Consider the following 15,554-nt stretch of genomic DNA (forward strand, 5'->3'; position numbering starts at 1 on the left):
GAAAGATGGAGAACAGGAAGATTGTGACAGCCGGCTATGTGTCACTTGACATCACGCCGTCGATCAGGGCTGCCTCCGGAATGACACTTCATGATATGATCCGTCCGGGGAAGCTGATCCAGGTCGGAAAGGCAACAGCCGCCCCGGGAGGCTGTGTGAGCAATACCGGCCTTGCGCTTCACAAACTTGGAAGTGACGTCAGCCTTGTTGCGAAGATCGGAGATGATGCGTTCGGGCGGATTCTGACCGAAGAATACAACCAAAAAGGCGTAAGACCGGACTTTCTGGTATCAAAGGATACAGAGACCTCCTATACGCTTGTTCTGGCGGTCCCGGGCAGTGACCGGTGCTTCCTGGCAGATGCCGGCGCGAACGATACACTGACGGCAGATGAGCTGAGCTATGATGAGATCGGAAAAGCGCAGTATTTTCATTTCGGGTATCCGACCCTGATGCGTCAGTTCTATCTGAACGAAGGCAGCCAGACTGTGGAGATGCTGAAGAAAGTAAAGGCGCTCGGACTGGTTACAAGTCTTGATATGGCAGCCATCGATCCGTCAAGCGAGGCCGGTGCACAGGACTGGAAGACGATCCTGGCGAATGTTCTGCCATATGTCGACTTCTTTGTCCCGAGCATCGAGGAGCTTTGCTTCATACTCGACCGGGATAAGTACAATTCCTGGCAAAAACAGTATCAGGATGATATCTGTATGCATCTTTCACTGGGCCGGGATGTAATTCCGCTGGCACAGAAGGCGCTCGACCTGGGATGCAGAGCCGTCCTTCTGAAATGCGGGGCAGCCGGGTTGTACCTGAAGACGGGACCTGAAGAAGCGATGAAGCAGATCTCACCTCATTTTCAGGGAGAAGGCTGGGGCGGACTGTCAATCTTCGAGGACAGCTATGTTCCGGATCAGATTTTATCCGGGACGGGTGCAGGAGATACGGCGATTGCGGCCTTTTTGTACAGCCTGAGTCATGACTTCAGCCCGGAAACATGCCTGGAAATGGCGGCAGGGTGTGGCGCAATGTGCATTACGCAGTACGATGCACTTTCCGGCCTGATTCCGGCGGACCAGCTTTTGGAAAGAATCCGAAGCGGCTGGGCAAAACAGAAGATGATTCACGAGTGAAGGAGGAAACGATATGCTGGTCACATTGAAGAGTATTCTGCGTCTTGCAGAAGCAGACAATAAGGCGATTGGGGCATTCAATGTCACAACGCTGGAAGGAATCCGCGCGGTGATCGCTGCCGCTGAAGAGACAGGGCAGCCAGTTATTCTTCAGTTTGCGAATGCCGCTCACAGCGGGTATATATCCCTTCATGAGATTGGACAGATCATGCTGCTGTATGCAGACGAAGCAAAAGTGCCGGTCTGCGTGCATCTCGATCATGGTGCCAATCTGGAGGAAGTGCATGAGGCGCTGGAACTGGGCTTTACGAGCGTCATGATTGATGGCTCCGCACTCCCCTACGAGAAGAATGTCGCTTTGACCGACGCAACGGTCGAGCTTGCGCAGGGATTCGGTGCATCGGTAGAGGCTGAGATTGGCTCCATGGGCAGGGAGGAGTTCCTGTCTGCGGGCGGATCGGAGGCCGATCTGGGTGAAAGCTCTTACACAGATCCGGATCAGGCAGCCCGCTTCGTGAAGGATACGGGCATTGATGCACTGGCCTGCTCCTTCGGGACGGTTCACGGCATTTATCTCAAGGCCCCGAAGCTGGATGTCGACCGGATCAAGGTGATCCGTGAAAAGACCGGAAAGCCGGTGGTGATGCACGGAGGATCCGGTCTGAGCGATGAGGACTTCCGCAGATGTATCCAGAATGGTGTACGGAAGATCAACTTCTACACGTATGCTGCAAAATTCGCAGGAGACGCCGTCCGAGAGCATGTGTCGGAGGCAGGAGACGGGAACGTCTATTTCCACGATATCGCGACCTGGGGGATGGAGTCGATGAAAAAGACATACATCCATACAATTTCGGTATTCTCGAATCTGAAGGAGAGCTGAGGATATGAAGCGATCTGATATCAATGCGGTCATCAAAGAGATGGAAGGGATGCTGAGGGAGCACAGATGTTTTCTGCCGCCTTTCTGCAGCTTTACACCTGAGGACTGGAAAAGCAAGAATCATGAATACGATGAAATCCGTGACAACATGCTTGGATGGGACATCACGGATTTCGGCCTCGGAGACTTCAACAAGTGCGGATTTGCGCTGATTACCCTTCGGAACGGGAACCAGCACAATCCAAAGTACACGAAGGTATATGCAGAGAAGTATATCTACATGCGGGATGATATGTACGCGCCGATGCATTACCATGATTATAAGTCGGAGGATATCATCAACCGTGGCGGTGGTGATCTGAAGATTAAGGTCTTTCTGGATGACGGCAAGGGTGGCCTCTCTGACAAGGACGTGGAAGTGCAGTCAGATGGAAGGAGATACATGGTGCCGGCAGGGACGTCTGTCCTGCTGAAGCCGGGACAGTCGATCACAATCTATCCGCATCTGTACCATGAATTCCATGGCGTACCGGGAACGGGCAACATCCTGATCGGGGAAGTTTCCCAGTGCAATGACGACGAACACGACAATTTCTTCTATGACAAGCGTGTCGGAAGATTCCCGGCCATCGATGAGGATGAACCTCCGTATCGGCTGCTGTGCAATGAGTATCCTGCGGCGGAAAGCTGATCAAATAGAAGTGGGAACGTAAAGCAGAAAAAAGCGGCGGTCAGTCCGGAACCTGGATGTTTCAGGTCCTGCGGACTGGCCGCCGTTTCTATATGCAGGATTTGAATTCAGGACTCCTTCGGAAGCTCTGAGGTGCAGTGCGGGCATCTGGTTGCATCTACCGGAATCTCGCTCTTGCAGAACGGACAGATCTTCGTGGTTGGAGCCTCTGCCGGCTTCGGTTTTTCGAAGGTATCGTGCGCCTTGTTGATTCCCTTGATGACCATGAACAGGACAAAGGCAATCAGCAGGAACTGGATGACATTCTGGATGAAGCTGCCGTAGGCAAACACAGCGGCGCCGGCATCCTTCGCGGCGTTCAGGCTTGCGTAGTGTTCACCGTTCAGTGCGATGAACATGCTGGAAAAGTCGATCTTGCCCGTTGCGATCGAAATCACCGGCATGATGATGTCGTTGACCAGCGAATTGACGATGGTACTGAATGCGCCGCCGACGATGACACCGACAGCCATATCGACGACGTTTCCGCGCGATATGAACTCCCTGAATTCCTTTATAAGACTCATGGTAATCTTCCTCCCTCTGCAGGTTGCGAACGGATATGGATTGCGGCGCCCCGGCCGGCAGGAATCCCTCCTGTCACACCAGCTATGACAGCGATCAACAAACACAGTATAGCATCACGCCGGTGAGCTGCCAAGCAGGAGGATGGATGGAACCAGCAAGTCAGCCTTCCTGCTCTTTCTTTGCAAGCTTCACCAGCCGGCTGGTTCCGAGTCTGTCTGCGCCGAGCCGGATGAAGGTTTCCGCATCATCAAATGAGGAGATTCCGCCGGCCGCCTTGATACGTACCTGCCCGCCAATGTGCTGCGCAAACAATCTGACATCATCAAAGGTGGCACCGGCCGTCGAAAATCCGGTCGATGTTTTGATGAAGTCTGCTCCGGCCTGCGTTACGATCCTGCACATCCGTATTTTTTCCTCTTCTGTAAGCAGACAGGTCTCGATGATAACCTTCAGGATGTGGCTGCCGCAGATCTCCTTCAGGGTCCGGATTTCATTTTGGACGTATGAATCATTGCCTTCTTTCAGCGCGCCGATGTTGATCACCATATCGATCTCGTCCGCACCGTTGTCAAGCGCCTCCTTTGTCTCGAATGCTTTCACTGCAGTGGTTGTATTCCCGTTGGGGAAGCCGATTACCGTACAGATGCGCATCTGGTCTCTGACATACTCCTTTGCCTGTCTTACATAACAGGGCGGGATGCAGACGGAGGCTGTCTGATAGTGGATCGCATCGTCACAGAGCGATCTGATCTGCTCCCAGGTGGCGGTCTGCTTGAGTAGCGTATGGTCGACTTTTCTTAAAATATCTGCATGATTCATAACAATGATTCCACCTTTCCGTTCTGTCTGGTATGATAATGAAGTCTTATCCATATGCTATGAAATCCAACTCTGCAAGTCAATGAAAAAGGAGACCGTATGCGTTTTATTCATATGGCGGATGTGCATCTGGGCTGTGTCCCGGACGGAAAAACGGAGTGGGGCAGCCAGAGGCGCCGGGAGATCTGGGAGACGTTTCAGGAGTCTGTTCATGACGCAGCGGATATGCATGCAGACCTGGTGCTGATTGCCGGGGACCTGTTTCACAGCCCGCCGGATGAACAGATGCTCCGGGAGGTCAGTTACCTGTTCTCGTCCTGCCCGGGCGTATGCTTTGCACTGATTGCCGGAAATCATGACTGCATGACAAAGGAAAGTGCGTGGCGGCGGTTTCATTTCCCTGATAATGTCGCTGTGCTTGGGCCGGATGGCTGTGAGTGTATCACATTTACGCAGTTTGGCTGCGAGGTATACGGTTTTTCATATGACCGTCCCCAGATTGACAAGCCGCTTTATGACGGGCTCATGCCGGATGAGAATGATGCCTTCCATATCCTGCTGGCGCACGGGGGTGATGCGCTTCACATTCCGTACCGGACAGAGGAGATGGAGCGCTCCGGGTTTGACTATATCGCGCTTGGGCACATCCACAAGCCGCAGATCGTTCTGAAGGACAGGGCTGCCTACAGCGGGGCGCTTTCGCCGATTGACGCAGGCGATGAAGGACCGCATGGCTATATCGTCGGGGAGACACACGGGCATTCTGTCCATCTTCAGTTCGTGGAGAAGGCAAAGCGGGAGTATGTCACGATGACGGTCACGGTGAATGAGGAGGACACAGCGCTTTCGCTCCGGGACGAGGTCGCATCTGCAATCAGAAAACGCGGCAGCGGCAATATCTACAAGATCGTGCTCAAGGGACAGCGCAGGATCGGGGTTCATTTTGACACAGAGCTGATTGCCGGCTGCGGGATGATTCTGAGCGTCAGCGACCAGACAGCGCCGGCGCTGCATCTGGAAATGCTCCGTCAGACATACAAGGGGCAGCTGATCGGCCGCTACATTGAAAGCTTCGAGCAGGACGCGCAGCGGAAATACGCGGCAGAACGCCAGTCAGGTGCCACTGGTATTTCGTCCGGCCAGACGGACGCATCCTATGACCAGAGACTGCTGGCGGGGCTGTCGGATGTGCAGCGAAAGGCCCTGATGGCGGGGCTGGAAGCGCTGCTTGCCGGAAAGAGCTGAGGCTGGATACCGGCATTGTCTGCCGGGAGAACAATCACGCGGCCAGGGCGTACGATGGCATGGCCGGGGCAGACGATGGAATGATCAGGCAGAACAATGCGCAGCAGGCGGCAGAATAGCGCGCGGGGCGATGCGGGAGGAGGGCAGGATGCAGATTCTTGAGTGCTGGCTGAAGCATTACGGGAAGTTCTCGGATATGCGGATTTCATTTCATGCGGGGCTCAACATTATAGAGGGAGGAAATGAATCCGGGAAGAGTACAATTCTTTCGTTTATCTGTGCAATGCTGTACGGAATTCAGAAAACAAGATCGAAAAATCTCGATGAATATCAGCTTCGGCAGCCTTGGGACAATCCGGACTATTTTGCTGGTGTGATGAAGGTGCATGAGAGGGATTCCATCTACCGGATTGAGCGGAATTTTCTGAAGAAGGACGAAAGTCTTCGCGTTGTCTGCGAGACGGAGGGCCGGGAGCTTGAGAACCCGGAGGCGTTTCTTACAGAGCTGACGGGCGGTCTGAATGAAGGAGATTTTCTGAATACATTCTATATCCGTCAGGCACAGGCGCAGACTGACAGCCAGCTGGGCGAGCACCTTCGGGATTACCTGGTGCGTGTGGAGCAGGCGGGCAGCACGCAGACAGATGTCACGGCGGCGGTTGATCAGCTGAAGAAGAGACACAGAGTCCTTCAGGCAGAGAGAAAGCAGAAGCTTGACAGGCTCTCCGGGCTTGTGACCGATAACCGGCAGGAGGCTGAATTTGTGCGCACGGAAATCGGACGCCTGCAGACTCGGCTCAGGGAAAGTCAGCAGGACCGCCCGGTCACCTTTGAGAGGAGGCTCCAGAACGGATTCGGGCAGTCTGCCGCATCTGGGACAGAGAACCGGCAGGAAGCTCGTGCAGACGGACAGCCGTCAGCCGGACAGACAGGCGCAGGCTTGGAGCAGGGCCGTGCAGCCGCGCAGTCATCAGATGGCGGCCCGGACACAGGCTGGGGGCAGGACCGTGCAGCCGCGCAGTCATCAGATGGCGGCCCGGACACAGGCTGGGGGCAGGACCGTGCAGCCGCGCAGTCATCAGATGGCGGCCTGGACACGACCCCGGAGCGGATTCCGCCGGTTCTGCCGATTCTTCTTGCGGCGGCAGCTGTGATGGCGGTACTGTGCAGTGTGTTTGCACAGAGCGGCATTCTCCGCATTCTTCTTTTTGTTTTTGCAGGCATCTTTGCTGTCCTGGGGCTTCTTGCGGCCTTCCGGATCCGGAAAGAGGAGCTTCAGAGCGAACGGAGCCGGCGCAGGCTGCGGGAGGCTGAGCGTTCAGTGAAACGATACACGGTTCTGAATCGTCTGCTTGGCTACAAGGATCATTCCGTTGATCCGGAGCTGGAGGCGCGGATGCGCCGTCTTGATCGAAGACGCGAGGATGTCATGCGCGAGGAGGAAAAACGATCCCGGCAGGAGATGGCGGCGGATGTTGCCAGGATTATGGCAGATGAACGTCAGGGACGGGGCGAACAGCCTGCGGGGACGGAGCAGCAGCCTCCGGCCGGTCAGCGTGATGCGCAGGGGCAGGAGAACGCAGCGCTGAGGCAGGCGGCGGATTCCAGCGATGCGCAGGGACAGGAGAACGCAGCGCTGAGGCAGGCAGCGGTTTCCGGACGGAACGATGCGCTGGAGCGGGAGCTGATGGAAAAGCAGCAGAAGCTGGCTCAGCTGGATGAAGCCTTCGGGAAGCTGTCCGGAGAGAAGGACAGCCTTCGAAAACAGGACGAGGATCTGGATGCGCTGAGCCTTGCAATTGAACGGATCCAGCGCCTGTCCGGTGCGATTTATCGGGAGACGGGAGAAGAATTATCACGGCGTGTATCCAGGCTGCTCGTTCAGATGACAGGGGGCAGGTACAACAGCATCTCTCTGGATGACCGGATGGATGTCAACATCAATACGCCGGACCGGCTGTTGAAGATCTCCCAGGTGAGTTTCGGGACGATGAACCAGATCTACTTTGCGCTGCGAATTGCGGCAGGGGAACTTTTGTCAGGAGGAAAAGACCTGCCGATCCTCCTGGATGAGCCCTTTGCCATGTACGATGATGAACGCCTGAAAGCTGCGCTGACATTCCTGGCGGGAAGCGGAAGGCAGACACTTCTGTTTACCTGTCAGAGCCGTGAGAAGCTGCTGGCCGGGAAGCTCGAAGCTCTGTAAAGGCGGGAGAGGCTTCTGACCGCGAAGGCCGAAGTCCTGTGAGTCCGAGAGAAGCCTCTGGCAGGGAGCCCGAAGCCCTGTGAATCCGGAAGAGGGCTTCCGGAAACCCGTGACCAAGTCAGAATCCGGCCCGGCATCAGCCGAAAAAACTGTCAGCTTGACAGCCGGATTGTTTCTTCTTATTCTAACCGTGCCGGCAGAAGATACCGGCCTGAAATCGGACAGATGCCGGACAGGCATATCAAACAGAGAACAGGGACAGGAGGCTTGCATGGAACTGAGATCACTTGCCGCAGAACTTTCAGGAAATCCGTACCCGGGGCGCGGGATCGTTGTCGGGGTTACCGAGGATGGGAAAAGCGCGGTCACAGCATATTTCATCATGGGCAGAAGCGCAAACAGCCGTAACCGCATATTTGTTCAGGATGGAGAGGGGATTCGGACGCAGGCGTTTGATCCGTCGAAGATGGAGGATCCGAGCCTGATCATCTATGCGCCGGTCAGAGTGCTTGGAACCAATACCATCGTCACAAACGGAGATCAGACCGACACGGTGTGGGAGGGACTTCAGAAAGGGCAGACCTTTGGCCAGTCGCTCAGATGCCGCGAGTTTGAGCCGGACGGGCCGAATTATACGCCGAGGATATCCGCCCTGCTGAGTGTGCGGGAGGGAACTTTTGAATACAGGATGTCCATCCTGAAGAGCGCGGACGGGGATCCGTCCTCCTGCGAGCGGTTTACATTCGACTATGAACATCCAAAGGCCGGTGTCGGGCACTTTATCCACACGTACATATCGGATGGAAACCCGCTTCCGAGCTTTGAGGGAGAGCCGACGAAGGTCGGAATTTCCGGGGACATTGATGCCTTCACGAATCTGATCTGGAAGAATCTGAACGCGGAGAACAAGGTATCTCTGTTTGTTCGTTACATCAATATTGAAACAGGACGATATGAATCGAGAATTATCAATAAGAACCAGGGAGGCACAGTATGAATGAAATTCAGCTGAAGTATGGATGCAACCCGAATCAGAAGCCGGCCAGAATCTTTATGGAGGATGGATCTGACCTTCCGGTGACCGTTCTGAACGGACGCCCGGGATACATCAATTTTCTGGATGCGCTCAACGGCTGGCAGCTCGTCAGCGAGCTGAAGCGTGAGACAGGCCTTCCGGCAGCCACTTCTTTCAAGCATGTCTCCCCGGCAGGGGCGGCAGTCGGTCTTCCGCTGACGGAAACACTCCGGAAAATCTACTGGGTGGATGACATGAAGGAAGACCTGTCTCCGCTTGCCTGCGCCTATGTCCGGGCGAGAGGGGCGGACAGAATGAGTTCGTTCGGGGATTTCATCTCTCTTTCCGACATCTGCGACGAGGACACCGCTTCCGTCATCCGCAGGGAGGTGTCCGACGGTGTCATCGCGCCGGGATACACGGAGAAGGCGCTGGAGATTCTGAAGGGAAAGAAGAAGGGCAATTATGTTGTCATTCAGATTGATCCTTCCTATCAGCCGGCGGCCATCGAACACAAGCAGGTGTTCGGGGTGACTTTCGAGCAGGGCAGACAGAACCTGGTCATCGATGATGCATTTCTCTCGAATATCGTGACAAAGAATAAGGAGCTGACACCGGAGGCCGTCCGGGATATCAAGATCTCCCTGATTACGCTGAAGTATACACAGTCCAACTCCGTCTGCTACGTCAAAGACGGGCAGGCGATTGGAATCGGAGCAGGCCAGCAGTCGAGGATTCACTGCACCCGCCTGGCAGGGTCGAAGGCTGACAACTGGTGGCTGAGACAGTCCCCGAAGGTGCTGAACCTGCCCTTCCGCGATGACGTACACCGTGCGGACCGCGACAATGCGATCGATGTCTACATGGGAGAGTGGCCGGAGGATGTGCTCGAAGACGGTGCCTGGGAGCGTGTTTTCACAAGAAAGCCGGAGCCGTTTACGGTGCAGGAAAAGAGAGAATGGCTGAGCCAGCTCACGGATGTCACGCTGGGATCAGATGCCTTCTTCCCATTCTCCGACAACATTGAGCGGGCGCACAGAAGCGGCGTGAAGTATGTGGCGGAGCCGGGCGGATCGATCCGGGACGATGCTGTCATCGAGTGCTGTGACAAGTATGGCATGACGATGGTCTTCACAGGGATCCGCCTGTTCCATCACTGACAGCGGCGCAGCCATCGGAAACCGATCATCAGCAAATCAAAGGCGGGCAGCCCTTCTGCGGAAATCCAATCCATCCGCAGCGGGCAGCCCGCCTTTTTCTTTTTCATATATCCGGGGAGTTCATTCCCTGTGCCTGCAGTGCCAGAGTCTCCTCAGCTGCTTTTTCAGCTGTGAGATCAACAGACCTTATGCTCCGCTCCCTGCAGCACCATAAAAGCCTGCCGCTCCGTCGGAGATCAGGCGATGCCAGGTATGTCCCCTTCAGTCAGGAGCACATGAAGGTTAGACCTTGGTTTCTGCGTCAGAAGCTCGCACGACGCCCTTCTTCGCGAGGAACTTGTTGATCCGGTCCACCGGGTTCAGCAGCTCGCTGAGGGAACCGTCGTGGTTCAGGGTATCGATGATCAGCGCGATGAACTTGGACAGGTCGCAGCTCTGGTACCATTCCCGTTCCAGGAGACCTGGTTTCTGATATGTCAGGTTTGTCGTCAGGATAGCATTGAACAGCCCCTTCCTGTAGGCCTTATCAAACTTCTCAAGCCCGTCCGTGAACAGTCCGAAGGTTGCACAGATGAAGATCCGTTCTGCCTTGCGCTTCTTCAGCTGCTTCGCAATCTCAATGACCCCATCGCCGGAGGAGATCATGTCATCGATGATGACGACATCCTTGCCGGCCACATCCGCGCCGAGGAATTCGTGCGCAACGATCGGGTGCTGCCCGTTTACGATGGTGGTATAATCCCTTCTCTTGTAAAACATGCCCATATCGACGCCAAGCACGTTAGCCATATAGATGGCGCGTGAAGCGCCTCCCTCATCCGGGCTGACAATCAGCAGTCTGTCCGGAGAAACGTCAAATGTCGGGCATGCGCGATACAGTCCCTTGATGAACTGGTAGATCGGACGGAAGTTCTCGAAGCCGGAGAGCGGGATTGCGTTCTGGATTCTCGGCTCGTGTGCATCGAAGGTGATGATATTCTCGACGCCCATCTGGACCAGATCCTTCAGTGCCTGCGCACAGTCCAGCGACTCGCGTCCGTTTCTGCCGGTCTGGCGGCTCTCATACAGGTACGGCATGATGATGTTGATCCGTCTGGCCTTGCCGCCGATGGCGGAAATCATCCGTTCCAGATCCAGAAAATGATCGTCCGGAGACATATGGTTCGTTTTGCCGCGCATCTTGTAGGTGAGACTGTAATTGCAGACGTCGATCAGAATATACAGATCTTCACCGCGGATGGAGTCGTAGATGATCCCCTTGCCTTCCCCGCTTCCGAATCTTGGGTTCTCCGTGCGGATCAGGTAGTTGTCCCGGGCATATCCTTCAAGCTGCGGGAGGGCCTTGTGCCGGTGATCCCGCTCGGACCTCCATTCTACAATGTAATCGTTCACCTTGCTGCCGAGCTCTCTGCTCGACTGCAGAGCAATGATCCCGAGGTCGCCGACCGGAAGAGATTCACGATTTCGCTTTGCGGCTGTAGTCATAGTATTCTCCTGTATATGTATTTCAAAAGCGCCGGCACGCTGCTGCACACATCTGCAGTACGAGACCGTCCGGGCATCCCCCTGGGGCAGCCATCCGGACAGTTCGCCGGGCAGTTCATCATGGTGCAGTTCCCATGCCGCGTACATTTTACCATGAAGGGGGAAATGGTCAAGTGTGTCACAGGTTGTCTGCCATCCGTTTCTGAATCCGGATATCTCTTCCGAAGAGGTTCAGCAGCTGGAAATTCTCCAGAATCCGCGACATGATGCGCGGCGAATAGATATCCGACAGCTCCTGAGGGGAGAGGTTCGTCGATATGATGATGCCTTTCCCGGCGCTGAGCCTTCCGTTCAGCATTCCGAAGAATTCACTCTTGGTGAAATCGTTCGGCAGTTCGGTTCCGAGGTCGTCGATGATCAGAAGATCACTTGTCAGGAGGTACTCCGGATCAAAGGAGGAGACGGATTCAGCCGCTCCCTGTCGGTCAGCGGCGCCGGAGCGGAATCGGAGATCGGCCAGACGGTCAAAGAGCTCCTTCGCCGAGTAGTACATCACGGAGTGGGCGCTGTTTATCAGCTCCCTGGCGATGCAGTGGGAGAGAAAGGTTTTTCCCCTTCCGGACTCGCCGTACAGAAGCAGGTAGGGGCGCTGCTGCGAATCGTACCGCATGGCAAAATCCTGGCACACGCTCAGGACATGCTCCATCAACTGGCGGGAGGACATGCCCGCTGCCGGGCTGATCAGGTCATCCGGATACCAGTCCAGGGAAAATGTATCAAAGTTTTCCTTTTGAAGGACATCCGCCAGACCGGACTGCGTATAGAAAAGATTCACAACTGCCTGGCGGAAGCAGTGGCACTGCTTCTGCCCGACAAAGCCGGTGTCGTGGCAGTCCCTGCACTGCCAGACCGGATCCAGATAGTCTTCCGGAAAACCGTGCGTACGAAGAAGCGTCCGCTTGCGCGCCTCCGGCGTCATCGCCGGCGGGGAGGAAGCAGAGCCTGCCTGAATCGGCGATCCGGCATCCGCGGTTTCCTGCGGGGCCATCCCGAAGAGTCCACGCAGCCGCCTGACGGCAGCATCCGCGACGCCCGCATCGATCGATGCAAGCTCCGGGATTGCCGCATAAGCCCTGCGGCGGCGCTCCTCCATGACACGGTGGTCTTCAATCTGTCTTCTGTCATACAGACGCATGACAGCATCGTACTGTGATCTGGTGAGACTCATACTATTCTCAAGACTCCTGTTTCTGATTCTTCATGATCTGCAGCCCGATTGCGTTCCAGTCCAGGTCCTCGTGGCTGTAGCTGCTGAAATGCCCGCCCGCCTGAAGCCGGCTTTTGGACTGTCCTGTCCGCTTCTGCCCGCTTTTTGGCTTTTCCGCACTCTTCTGATCGGATTTGGAAGCCTCATGGTCGGCATCCAGCCTGGCAACATCCTGCAGTGAGCGGACGGAAGCATTGTGCCAGCGCGTCAGGATGCTGTCTGTATAGCTCAGGCTGGGAGAGGAGGCCTGGAGCACCGTCCTCCGGCAGGCTTCCTTGATGAGGTCGAGTGAAAATGCGTATTCCGACAGCCATTTGTCCATCAGGGCCGTCTCTGCGGGGGCCGGCTTCCGGGTCAGCCCAAGCTCGCGCAGGATCACGGTGTAGTCCCCGCCGAAGCTCCGCGACTCATCCTTTGCCTGCTGGACGGTTGTGATGTTCTTCGCAACCCAGTTCTGCGCAACGGTCTCCATGTACCGCACGCTTATGTGCCCCTTGCCGATGCAGTATTCAAGCAGATACTCGACCAGGTCGACGGACATGTTCAGATCGTTTACAAAATATTCGAGCATGCTGATCTCCGAGGAGGAGAGATTCCGCTGGAAATAGATCTCGGCAACGTAGTAAAGTCTTCCGAGCTCGGTACGCCTGAGCTGGCGGTTCTGCTTCTGCTGATGGGCTTCCTCTGCGGGGGACGTGCCGGAGGCTTTTGCGGCGGTCTGTTCATCAGAACCGGAAGCTGTCATAGCAGCGGGATCCGGTCCGAAGGCGCCGGATACAGGATTTTTCTGCCGCAGATCAGAAGGTGGGAGGTCAGCTTCTGCCTGGCCTAGGGGCGCGGGCTGCGGCAGCCCGGCTTCTGCCTGGCTCCGGGGCGCGGCCTGCGGCAGCCCGGCTTCTGCCTGACTCCGGGCCTCAGACTGTGGCAGCCCGGCTTCTGCCTGGCTCCGGGCCTCAGACTGCGGCAGCCCGGTCTCGGAAGGCACAGAAGCAGCGGTGACACGGACGGATGCACCTTTTGTCTGAAAAGCTGCGCCTGCCGGGGCGCAGCTGCATGACCGCAGAACAATCTGAGAGATCTGACCGGAGGCATCCTGCACCAGATCCACCAGCCCCTGTGATTTCCAATAGTTCAGCGCCCGCCGGACATCTCCCTCGGTCTGCTCGAAGAAATCTGCGATACCGGGGATCGAGACATCCCGGCCCGGGCAGGCGCAGCGGACAAGATACAGATATATTTTGACAAATTCACCATTGGCGTCTGCCATATAGTGGTCGATGAACGAATTATCAATCAGCGTGACGCCATTATCGGACGGACTGGTTACGATCATGGATCATGAGCTCCCTTCAGAATCTGATTCTGGTTTTGTCTGTGACGAACAGTATAACACAGGAACCGGGCAGACGACCGCCGGGAAGGCGGCGACTTATCCCCACCTTATCCGCAGAGAAATCCACATCGGTGACGGCGGCGGTGACACGGCAGCCTTGACCATTTCCCTGAAATTGAGAAATCCTCACCTGTGACGGCAGCGGAGAAAAGAACACCCCTGCGGAGACGCAGGGGTGAGCATGGATCATACAGTGTGGGGCGGTATCCTTACTGTCCGCCGGTCAGCAGTTCTTCTCCAACCTTCACGATGTCACCGGCGCCCATCGTGATGACCAGATCTCCAGGCTGAACGCTTTCAGCAAGAAAGTCTTCAATCTGGTGGAAGGACGGGAAATAGTAGGCGTCCGTTCCGAGGTTTGCGATGTTCTGCCGGAGCGTGTCGGAGCTGATGCCCAGATTGTCTTTCTCACGGGCGGCAAAGATATCTGCCAGCACAACCGTATCTGCCATCGACAGCGCGTCGGCAAAGTCGTTCATAAGCGCTTTTGTCCGGGTATAGGTATGAGGCTGGAAGACGCACCAGATCTTCCGGTGCGGATAGTTTTCCGCTGCCTTCAGAGTTGCCCGGATTTCTGTCGGATGATGCGCGTAGTCATCAATGATGGTCGCACCCTTCCACTCGCCCTTGATCTGGAAGCGGCGGTCTGCTCCGCCGAAGGAAAGAAGGCCCGCCCGGACATCCTCCATGGAGATGCCGAGCAGATCAGAGACGGCGATGGCGGCCGTGGCGTTCTGGATATTGTGTTCCCCCGGGATTTCGAGACAGAAATGGCCGAGCATTTTTCCGTGATGGTTTACGTCGAAGGAACCGATTCCCCGCTCATCGTAGGTAATGTTCACCGGATAGTAGTCGGAACCTTCCGTACCGTAGGTCACCACGTCGGCGCTGATGCCCGCTGTGATCTCCGCAAGATTCGGGATTGCGCCGCTGATGACAAGCGTTCCGCCCTTCTTGATATTGCAGGCGAAACGGTGGAAAGAATGGCGGATGTCATCCAGATCCTTGAAAAAGTCCAGGTGGTCCGCGTCGATGTTCAGAATCAGTCCGATTCTCGGGTAGAGGCTCAGGAAACTGTTCGTGTACTCACAGGCTTCCGTGATGAAGTTCTCGGAATCCCCGACCCGGATATTCCCGCCAATCTCCTTCAGAATTCCTCCCACGGAAATGGTCGGGTCCATGGCAGCCTGCAGCTGAATGCAGGAAAGCATGGAGGTCGTGGTTGTCTTGCCGTGTGTTCCGGATATGGCGATGGAATTGTCGTAGTTCGCCATAATCTGACCGAGCAGCTGCGCCCGGGTGAGCATCGGCTTGCGGAGGCGTACAGCCTCTGAGAATTCGGGATTGTCCGGATGGATGGCAGCCGTGTAGACGATGACGTCGGCCTCCGGGCGGATATTCTCTGCCTTCTGGGGATAGTCAATCCGGATTCCCCTGGCCTCAAGTGCCTCCGTCATCCTGGACTTCTTCGCATCCGAACCGGTGACTGTGAACCCTTCCTTGACAAGGACGGACGCCAGTCCGCTCATGGAAATCCCGCCGATTCCGATAAAATGGACATGGCAGGGATGAATGAAATCTATCTGATACACGATTGTGAAACTCCTTCCTTGCGTTTGAGTGATGCATCCACAGTATACGCTATTGTCCGGGGTTTGAAAATAGGAGAACATCATTGTTGAAAAGAGAC

The 15,554-nt window shown here is 55.8% G+C and carries 13 protein-coding genes; 7 read left to right on the forward strand and 6 right to left on the reverse strand.

Features of this window, described 5'->3' with window-relative positions; all coding sequences use genetic code 11:
• The first annotated feature begins 5 nt into the window (after nt 1-5).
• From ACTQ1N_RS02565 to ACTQ1N_RS02575, 3 genes are read left to right on the forward strand one after another with little or no spacing between them, the layout of a single operon-like run.
• Entirely contained in the window at nt 6-1,133 is a 1,128-nt protein-coding gene (locus ACTQ1N_RS02565; RefSeq protein ID WP_441954315.1) for a carbohydrate kinase family protein, read from the forward strand.
• Between the two features lie 13 nt (nt 1,134-1,146).
• A complete protein-coding gene (locus ACTQ1N_RS02570) occupies nt 1,147-2,016 on the forward strand; it encodes a class II fructose-bisphosphate aldolase (protein ID WP_441954317.1) in 870 nt (289 codons plus the stop codon).
• A 4-nt stretch (nt 2,017-2,020) separates the two neighbouring features.
• Nucleotides 2,021-2,707, forward strand: coding sequence for a D-lyxose/D-mannose family sugar isomerase (locus ACTQ1N_RS02575; protein WP_441954319.1), 687 nt, complete (start codon nt 2,021-2,023; stop codon nt 2,705-2,707).
• A gap of 107 nt (nt 2,708-2,814) precedes the next feature.
• Here the strand turns inward: ACTQ1N_RS02575 and mscL are convergent, their stop codons facing one another.
• Nucleotides 2,815-3,273, reverse strand: a complete 459-nt coding sequence (mscL, locus tag ACTQ1N_RS02580) for a large conductance mechanosensitive channel protein MscL (protein ID WP_441954321.1) — start codon at nt 3,271-3,273, stop codon at nt 2,815-2,817.
• Nucleotides 3,274-3,433: 160 nt separating this feature from the next.
• A complete protein-coding gene (deoC, locus tag ACTQ1N_RS02585; protein ID WP_441954323.1) occupies nt 3,434-4,093 on the reverse strand; it encodes a deoxyribose-phosphate aldolase in 660 nt (219 codons plus the stop codon).
• Between the two features lie 99 nt (nt 4,094-4,192).
• Here deoC and ACTQ1N_RS02590 point away from each other — a divergent pair, with 99 nt between their 5' ends.
• The 4 genes from ACTQ1N_RS02590 to ACTQ1N_RS02605 all read left to right on the forward strand — a co-directional run bounded on the left by ACTQ1N_RS02590 (nt 4,193) and on the right by ACTQ1N_RS02605 (nt 9,719).
• Nucleotides 4,193-5,338: a metallophosphoesterase family protein gene (locus ACTQ1N_RS02590; protein WP_441954325.1), complete on the forward strand. Its 1,146-nt coding sequence runs from the start codon at nt 4,193-4,195 to the stop codon at nt 5,336-5,338.
• A 148-nt stretch (nt 5,339-5,486) separates the two neighbouring features.
• Nucleotides 5,487-7,544 (forward strand): ATP-binding protein, encoded by a 2,058-nt coding sequence (locus tag ACTQ1N_RS02595; protein ID WP_441954327.1) that lies wholly within the window; start codon nt 5,487-5,489, stop codon nt 7,542-7,544.
• Between the two features lie 271 nt (nt 7,545-7,815).
• Nucleotides 7,816-8,541, forward strand: coding sequence for an IMP cyclohydrolase (locus ACTQ1N_RS02600; protein ID WP_441954329.1), 726 nt, complete (start codon nt 7,816-7,818; stop codon nt 8,539-8,541).
• A complete protein-coding gene (locus tag ACTQ1N_RS02605) occupies nt 8,538-9,719 on the forward strand; it encodes a phosphoribosylaminoimidazolecarboxamide formyltransferase (protein ID WP_441954331.1) in 1,182 nt (393 codons plus the stop codon). Before ACTQ1N_RS02600 ends, ACTQ1N_RS02605 begins: the two co-directional genes overlap by 4 nt.
• 282 nt (nt 9,720-10,001) lie before the next feature.
• Here ACTQ1N_RS02605 and ACTQ1N_RS02610 read toward each other — a convergent pair whose 3' ends face one another.
• The 4 genes from ACTQ1N_RS02610 to murC all read right to left on the reverse strand — a co-directional run bounded on the left by ACTQ1N_RS02610 (nt 10,002) and on the right by murC (nt 15,456).
• Nucleotides 10,002-11,204: a ribose-phosphate pyrophosphokinase gene (locus ACTQ1N_RS02610; protein WP_441954333.1), complete on the reverse strand. Its 1,203-nt coding sequence runs from the start codon at nt 11,202-11,204 to the stop codon at nt 10,002-10,004.
• 178 nt (nt 11,205-11,382) lie between these two features.
• Nucleotides 11,383-12,432: an ATP-binding protein gene (locus ACTQ1N_RS02615; protein WP_441954335.1), complete on the reverse strand. Its 1,050-nt coding sequence runs from the start codon at nt 12,430-12,432 to the stop codon at nt 11,383-11,385.
• 7 nt (nt 12,433-12,439) lie between these two features.
• Complete coding sequence (locus tag ACTQ1N_RS02620) at nt 12,440-13,804, reverse strand: DnaD domain protein (RefSeq protein ID WP_441954337.1); 1,365 nt, start codon at nt 13,802-13,804, stop codon at nt 12,440-12,442.
• 269 nt (nt 13,805-14,073) lie between these two features.
• Entirely contained in the window at nt 14,074-15,456 is a 1,383-nt protein-coding gene (gene murC / locus ACTQ1N_RS02625; RefSeq protein WP_441954339.1) for a UDP-N-acetylmuramate--L-alanine ligase, read from the reverse strand.
• Nucleotides 15,457-15,554: the final 98 nt, after the last annotated feature.

Origin of the sequence: Porcincola sp. LCP21S3_C12 (assembly GCF_052118625.1) — a bacterium.
GTDB lineage: Bacteria > Bacillota > Clostridia > Lachnospirales > Lachnospiraceae > Porcincola.